Source organism: Cellulomonas biazotea, assembly GCF_004306155.1.
Classification (GTDB): domain Bacteria; phylum Actinomycetota; class Actinomycetes; order Actinomycetales; family Cellulomonadaceae; genus Cellulomonas; species Cellulomonas biazotea.
The window spans coordinates 1-7,133 of record NZ_BIMR01000297.1; the positions used below are offsets into that span (position 1 = coordinate 1).

The 7,133-nt window shown below is 71.5% G+C and carries 7 protein-coding genes and 1 pseudogene; 2 read left to right on the top strand and 6 right to left on the bottom strand.

Features of this window, described 5'->3' with window-relative positions:
• Positions 1–36: 36 nt before the first annotated feature.
• From qcrB to ctaE, 4 genes are all read right to left on the bottom strand, one after another.
• A complete protein-coding gene (gene qcrB / locus CBZ_RS16995) occupies positions 37–1,806 on the bottom strand; it encodes a cytochrome bc1 complex cytochrome b subunit (protein ID WP_130782667.1) in 1,770 nt (589 codons plus the stop codon).
• Complete coding sequence (gene qcrA / locus CBZ_RS17000; protein ID WP_130782668.1) at positions 1,803–2,825, bottom strand: cytochrome bc1 complex Rieske iron-sulfur subunit; 1,023 nt, start codon at positions 2,823–2,825, stop codon at positions 1,803–1,805. The genes qcrB and qcrA overlap by 4 nt, the downstream gene beginning before the upstream one ends.
• A complete protein-coding gene (gene qcrC, locus CBZ_RS17005) occupies positions 2,822–3,607 on the bottom strand; it encodes a cytochrome bc1 complex diheme cytochrome c subunit (protein ID WP_130782669.1) in 786 nt (261 codons plus the stop codon). Before qcrC ends, qcrA begins: the two co-directional genes overlap by 4 nt.
• 69 nt (positions 3,608–3,676) lie before the next feature.
• Positions 3,677–4,303, bottom strand: coding sequence for an aa3-type cytochrome oxidase subunit III (gene ctaE, locus CBZ_RS17010; RefSeq protein WP_130782670.1), 627 nt, complete (start codon positions 4,301–4,303; stop codon positions 3,677–3,679).
• 333 nt (positions 4,304–4,636) lie between these two features.
• On the opposite strand from ctaE, the gene CBZ_RS17015 reads away from it, so the two are divergent.
• Complete coding sequence (locus CBZ_RS17015; protein ID WP_130782671.1) at positions 4,637–5,071, top strand: response regulator; 435 nt, start codon at positions 4,637–4,639, stop codon at positions 5,069–5,071.
• Positions 5,068–6,114 (top strand): anthranilate phosphoribosyltransferase, encoded by a 1,047-nt coding sequence (gene trpD / locus CBZ_RS17020; protein ID WP_130782672.1) that lies wholly within the window; start codon positions 5,068–5,070, stop codon positions 6,112–6,114. The genes CBZ_RS17015 and trpD overlap by 4 nt, the downstream gene beginning before the upstream one ends.
• Before the next feature lie 302 nt (positions 6,115–6,416).
• Here trpD and CBZ_RS17025 read toward each other — a convergent pair whose 3' ends face one another.
• Together CBZ_RS17025 and CBZ_RS17030 are read right to left on the bottom strand one after the other, a co-directional pair.
• Positions 6,417–6,698 (bottom strand): Lrp/AsnC family transcriptional regulator, encoded by a 282-nt coding sequence (locus tag CBZ_RS17025; protein ID WP_130782673.1) that lies wholly within the window; start codon positions 6,696–6,698, stop codon positions 6,417–6,419.
• 8 nt (positions 6,699–6,706) lie between these two features.
• Positions 6,707–7,133: pseudogene (locus tag CBZ_RS17030) on the bottom strand (DEDD exonuclease domain-containing protein); the annotation flags it as partial.

Below are 7,133 nucleotides of genomic sequence, written 5' to 3' on the forward strand. Positions count from 1 at the left end.
GCCCCCCCCGACGCCACGGTCAACTCTTGTCGAGGATCAGCGATTCCGCTTGTCCGGGGCTGTCTCACCCTCCGGATCCACCAGGTGGTGGCCGCCGCCGACGTGCCCGGAGGCACCCGCCAGCTCCGGCGTGCCGTGCGCCTCGGGGGCCGCCTCGACCTCGCCGTGGTGGCCGTGGGCGGCGTGCGCCGCCTCCAGCTCCGCGGGCGTGACCGGCTCGACCCGGTCCTCGTAGAACACCTGCGACAGGCGCTGACGCATCGAGTCCAGGCGGTAGCCCTTGCGGCGCACGCCGCGCGAGTCCTCGGCCGGCTCGATCTCGACGGGGCGGATCGCCTCGTGCTGCACGCGCAGCCAGCGCTCGTGCGCGTCGAGGGGCTTGTGCACCTCGATGTACTCACCGCTCGCGAAGCGGACGATGCGACCCGTCTCGTGCCCGTGCAGGACGAGCTCGCGGTCCTTGCGCTGCAGCCCGAGGCAGATGCGCTTGGTGATCCAGAACGCGAACCACGGCCCGACGAACAGCAGGACGCGGAACACCCACGTGATGTCGTTGATCGACAGGTGGAAGTGCGTCGCGATGAGGTCGTTCGACCCGGCGAGCACCAGGATGAAGAACGCCGTGAGGAGCGAGACGCCGAACGCGGTGCGGAACGGACGGTTGCGCGGGCGGTCGAGCACGTGGTGCTCGCGCTTGTCGCCGGTCGCGAAGGCCTCGGCGAACGGGTACAGCGCCAGCAAGGTGAACAGGATCCCCGGCACGACCATCGCCGGGATGATCACGTTGAGGCTCAGTGTCCACTGCCCGAGGACGATCTCCGTCTGACCTGGCATGAGGCGCAGCGCACCCTCGAGGAACAGCATGTACCAGTCGGGCTGGGCACCCGCGGACACCGGTGACGGGTCGTAGGGGCCGTAGTTCCAGACCGGGTTGATCGACATCGTGCCGCCCATGAAGGCGATGACGCCGAACACCACGAAGAAGTTGAACAGCAGCTTGCCCGCGTACACCGGCAGCGCGGGGTAACCGACGACGTTCTTGTCGGAGCGGCCCGAGCCCGGGTACTGGGTGTGCTTGTGCATGACCATGAGCACGAGGTGCAGGCCGATGAGCGCCAGGATCAGCGCGGGCACCAGCAGGATGTGCACCGTGAACAGGCGGGGGATGAGGTCCATCCCCGGGAACTCGCCGCCGAACACGAAGTACGACATGTAGCTGCCGATGATCGGGATGGCCTTGATGACGCCGTCCGTGATCCGCAGGCCGTTGCCCGACAGGACGTCGTCGGGAAGCGAGTAGCCGGAGAAGCCGGCGGCGAGACCGAGGATCAGCAGCACGAAGCCGACGACCCAGTTGATCTCGCGCGGCTTGCGGAACGCGCCCGTGAAGAACACGCGCATCATGTGCGTGACGATCGCGGCCATGAAGATCAGCGCCGCCCAGTGGTGGATCTGCCGCATGAGCAGACCGCCACGGACCTCGAACGACAGGCGCAGCGTCGAGGCGAACGCCTCGGACATCTCCACGCCGTTCATCGCCGGCCACGGGCCCTCGTAGTGCGTCTCCGCCATGCTCGGGACGAAGAACAGCGTGAGGAAGATGCCCGAGATGAGCAGCGTCACGAAGCTGTAGAGCGCGATCTCGCCGAGGAAGAACGACCAGTGGTCGGGGAAGACCTTCCGGGCGAAGTACTTGACCGCGTGGCCGACGCCGGTCCGCTGGTCGAGGTAGTCGGCGGTCGCCCCGGCCGCGCGCGCGCCGCGCGACGGGGGTGCCGTCACCTTGGAGGGGGTCGTCGTCGTCACGTCAGGCGCTCCCAGAAGCTCGGGCCGACGGGCTCGTGGAAGTCGCTCTGGGCGACCAGGTAACCCTCGTCGTCGACAGTGATGGGCAGCTGCGGCAGTGCGCGCTTGGCCGGGCCGAACACGACCTTCGCGGAGTCGGCCACGTCGAACGTCGACTGGTGGCACGGGCACAGGAGGTGGTGGGTCTGCTGCTCGTACAGCGCGACGGGGCAGCCCACGTGCGTGCAGATCTTGGAGTAGGCGACGATGCCGTTGTACGACCAGCCCTCGCCCTGCTCCGACACGATGTCGCGCGGGTCCAGACGGATGGCGAGCACGACGGCCTTCGCCTTCTCGTCCAGCGGGTGCTCGGCCTCGTGCAGGTCCTCGGGGATGACGTGGGCGACGGAGCCGATCGTCAGGTCGGAGGCCTTGATCGGGCGGCCCGACGGGTCGTACGCGAGGCGCACACCCTTGCGCCACATCGTCGACTTCAGCTTCTTGACGTTCCAGTCCTCACCGACGTTGCCGATGATCGGCAGCACGATCGCGAGCGGGAACAGCGCGAGGGCCGTCAGGCCGGCGCCGACGAGCGCACCGCGGCGGGTGACGCCCGCGTCCTCCGCGCCCTCCTTCAGCATCGCGACCGCGACCTCCCGGGTCGCGTCGTCGGAGCGCTGCGGGTGGCGCTCCTCGACGTGCTCCCGGTTGCTCATGAGGACCTTGATGTAGTGGTTCCCGCCGATGCCGATGCCGAGCAGCGAGATCGCGAGACCCACGCCGAGCGCGATGTTCGACGTGCGCATCGAGTCCGGGGTCTCACCCGGCGGCAGCGCGAAGTAGGCCCAGATGAAGCCGATCGTGCCGAGGATCGACAGCGTGAACAGCAGGAGCACCTGGCGCTCGACACGCTTGGCGACCTTGGGGTCGACGTCGGCCTGCCGCGGCGTGTGGTCGTGCACCCCGGGGTTCGCGAACGTCGCCGGGGTCTCGCCCTCGTGCTGCGGGACGAGATCGGTGTGGGGGTCGTGCGTGCTCACGAGGACTTGGCTCCGATCCAGACCGAGATGCCGATCAGCAGGCCCAGCCCGACGACCCAGGCCCACAGGCCCTCGCTGACGGGACCGAGCGAGCCGAGGTCGAGCCCGCCGGGGGCCACCTCACCCTGCTGGTCGATGAAGGCGATGATGTCCCGCTTCTCCTCGGGCGTGATCGTCGCGTCGTTGAAGACCGGCATGGACTGCGGACCGGTCTGCATCGCCTCGTAGAGGTGGCGCGGCGACGTCTCCCAGAGGGACGGCGCGAACTTGCCCTGCGAGAGGGCACCGCCGGCGCCGACCGCGTTGTGGCACATCGCGCAGTTGGTGCGGAACAGGGCCATGCCGTTCGCCACGTCGCCCTTGCTCGGGTCGACCATGTCGTCCGTCGGGATCGAGGGACCGGCGCCGAGCGACGCGACGTACGCCGCGAGCTGGGCGATCTGCTCGTCGTCGAACTGCACCGGCTTGGCGATCGCCTGCGGCCCGTTCATCTGCATGGGCATACGCCCCGTGCCGACCTGGAAGTCGACCGCGGCCGCTCCGACACCGACGAGCGACGGCGCGTCGTCGGTCCCGGCGGCGCCAGGGCCGTGGCAGGTCGCGCAGTTGGCCTGGAACAGCTTCTCACCGGCCGCGATGTCGTCGGCGCCGGCCGTCGCCGGCACCGCGTCGGCCGACGTCGGCGCCAGGACGGCGTACAGCCCGCCGGTGAGCAGCAGCGCCAGCAGGAGCAGCACGACCGGCGCGCGCCGGTCGTGCCTGCGGGCTGCGAGTGCCTTCACGGATCGATCCTCGTCTCGCACGTGGGGGAAGGGGGACGGTGGCGGGGGTCGAGCCCGACCGGGGCTGCGTCAGCGCAGCAGGTAGATGACCGCGAAGAGCGCGATCCACACGACGTCGACGAAGTGCCAGTAGTAGGAGGTCACGATCGCCGTCGTCGCCTCGTGGTGGCCGAACCGCTTGGCCGAGAACGAGCGGCCGAGCAGGAACAGGAAGGCGATCAGGCCGCCGACGACGTGCAGGCCGTGGAAGCCGGTCGTCAGGTAGAACACCGACCCGTACGGGCTCGACGAGATCGTCAGGCCGTGGTGGACCAGCTCGGCGTACTCGTACACCTGGCCGCCGATGAAGAAGGCGCCCATGAGGTACGTGAGCACCATCCACTCGTTCATGCCCCAGCGGTTGACCTGCAGGAGCGAACCCGTGCGGACGGGCTGGAACCGCTCGGCGGCCCACACCCCCATCTGGCACGTGACGGACGAGAGCACCAGCACCGAGGTGTTGATGAACGCGAACGTCAGGTTGAGCTTCTGGGTCTGCTCCGCCCACTCCTCGGGCACCGCTGCCCGGAGGGTGAAGTACATCGCGAAGAGGCCGGCGAAGAACATGAGCTCGCTGGCCAGCCACACGATCGTCCCCACCGACACCGGGTTGGGTCGGTTGACGCTCACGTGAGGGGCGGTGCGAGGGGCAGCCATGGCGGTCGACACGTCGTCATTATGGCCGATGGACGCGCCGCATGGGCCATTGGGCCTACCTCGTGGCGCGCGGGATATGTCACACCGTCACGATCTCGGCCCCCGCGACCGGCGTCACCGCCGCCCGATCGGCGTCTTCGTGCGGCACTCGCCGGGTGTCGGTCGTCCGTCGCGCCGTGACGGGGCGCGACACGGTGACGAGCTCCGCGTGGGCTGCGCCGAGCCGCGTGCTATGTCGTCGGCCGCCACACGGGACGGACGTCGCCCGGACCGGCCGGTCGCCGTGCCAAGATTCCCCTCGGACGCCACGTCGACGACGAGTGAGGGACGACCATGAGCACGGCCCAGCCCGACCACGGACAGCAGCCCGAGGCCACCGGCCCGAGCATCCTCCTGTACAGCGACGACGTCGACGCGCGCGCCCAGGTGCGCCTCGCCGTCGGACGTCGCCTGGGCCGCGGCGAGCCGGACATCCAGTGGCTCGAGGTCGCGACCGCCGACGCGGCGATCACCGCGACCGAGGCCGGCGGGCTCGACCTGCTCATCCTCGACGGCGAGGCGGACAAGGTCGGCGGCATGGGGCTCGGGCGCCAGCTCAAGGACGAGGTCTACCGGTGCCCCCCGGTCCTGCTCCTCACCGGACGCCCCCAGGACGCGTGGCTCGCGCACTGGTCGCACGCCGACGCGGTCGTCAGCCGGCCCCTCGACCCCGAGCAGCTGCACGACTCCGTCGTGTCGCTCGTGGGCCGCCAGGCCGTCGCCGGATGAACGCCGCGCGCACCTGGTCCGACCTGCTCACCGCCCTCGTCCAGGGCGACGACCTGACGCGCGAGCAGTCGTCGTGGGCGATGGACGAGATCATGCGCGGCGAGGCCGAACCCGTCCGCGTCGCCGGTTTCCTCGTCGCCCTGCGGGCCAAGGGCGAGACCGTCGACGAGCTGCGCGGGCTCGCCGACCAGATGCTGCAGCACGCCGTCCGGATCGAGGTCCCCGGCCGGACCGTCGACATCGTCGGGACCGGCGGCGACCGCGCCCACACCGTCAACATCTCCACCATGTCGGCCCTCGTCGTCGCCGGCACCGGGCTGCGCGTCGTCAAGCACGGCAACCGGGCCGCGTCGTCGTCGTCCGGCTCGGCCGACGTCCTCGAGGAGCTCGGCATCCGGCTCGACCACGAGCCCGAGCGGGTCGCCGCGATCGCGCTCGAGGCCGGCATCACCTTCTGCTTCGCGGGACGCTTCCACCCCGCCATGCGGCACGCCGCCGCCGCCCGCGCCGGGCTCGGCATCGGCACCGTCTTCAACTTCCTCGGCCCGCTGTCCAACCCCGCCCAGCCCCAGGCCTCCGCCATCGGCGTGGCCGACGCGCGCATGGCGCCGCTCATCGCCGGCGTCTTCGCCGACCGCGGCAAGGACGCCCTCGTCTTCCGCGGCGAGGACGGCCTCGACGAGATCGCCGCCACCGGCCCGACCCGCCTCTGGGAGGTCCGCGACGGCCGCACCGACGAGCACGTCGTCGACTGGCAGGCGGACCTCGGTCAGGCGCACGTCGACCTCGAGGACCTGCGCGGCGCCGACGCCGCCCACAACGCCGACGTCGCCCGGCGGCTCCTCGGCGGCGAGGCGGGACCCGTCCGCGACACCGTCGTCCTCAACACCGCCGCGGCGCTCGTCGCCGACGGCACGCTGCCGGGACTCGGTGCCGGGACGCTGCTCGAGCGGCTCGACGCCGCGACCACCCTCGCCCGCGAGTCGATCGACAGCGGAGCGGCGGCTGCGGCGCTGGAGAGGTGGCGGGCGGCGAGCGCCTGACGGGGGACTGGGTCGTGGAAGGTCTGTCGCACCAGACGCGGCGCACCTTCCACGCGGACGTCGGTGGCGCGAGGTCAGTGACGTGGCCGTAGCCGCTGGGAGCGCGGTTGCGCTGCGCTCCGCCTCAGTCGCTGTGCCTGTGGTCGGACTGAGGCTGCGCTCCGCGATCGGCGCGTGCCACCCTGCGGCCCGCTCTGTGCCGGGGGCTACGCCTCAGTCGCTGTGCTTGTGGTCGGACTGAGGCTGCGCTCCGCTCCGGGCGCGTGCCGCCCTGCGGCCCGCACCCTGCGCTGCGCTCCGCCTCAGTCCTCCAGCCCCAGGGCGAAGGCGGTCTCCAGGTCGTGCTGCGAGTACGTGCGGAACGCGATGTAGGTCTGGGTGCGGACGACGCCCTCGACCTTGCCGACCTTGTCGGCGATGACGTCGGCGAGCGCCTCGTGCTCGCGCACCCGCACGACCGCGATGAGGTCGACCTCGCCGGTGACCGAGTAGACCTCGCTGACCCCCCGGATGTCGGCGATCGCGGAGGCGACCTCCGGGATCCGTGCGGCGTCGGTGTCGATGAGCACGATGGCGGTCAGCATGCCGCCCATCATGCCGTGCCCGGCGACGGTGCGACGAGCGCGAGGTGCGGGCGAGGAAGCGTGTCGCCGACCGCGCGACCAGCGGCGTCGGCCTGCGCGCGACGTGCGGCGTCGCCGACGGCGGCCGCCGGGTCGCCGACCGCGACGGCGCTGCGCGCCGGCATCGACCAGCCTCCGGGCACCTCGACGAGCCGCACCCCGGGCTGCTCGAGCCACGTGAGGACGAGGTCGGTCTCCTCGGGGTGCGCGGCAGGGCTCGGCACGGGCGGCGGGGCGACGTGCTCGCCGCTCGCGCGCAGCGCGGTCACGACGGGGCGCGGGTCGGTGAGCCGGTCGACGCGGGCGGTGGCCGCGAGCCGGCCGTGGCGCACGACGACGAGCTCCCACCCGCCGTCGTCGGTGCGCCGCGCGGCGACGAGCTCGGGGCAGCGGGAC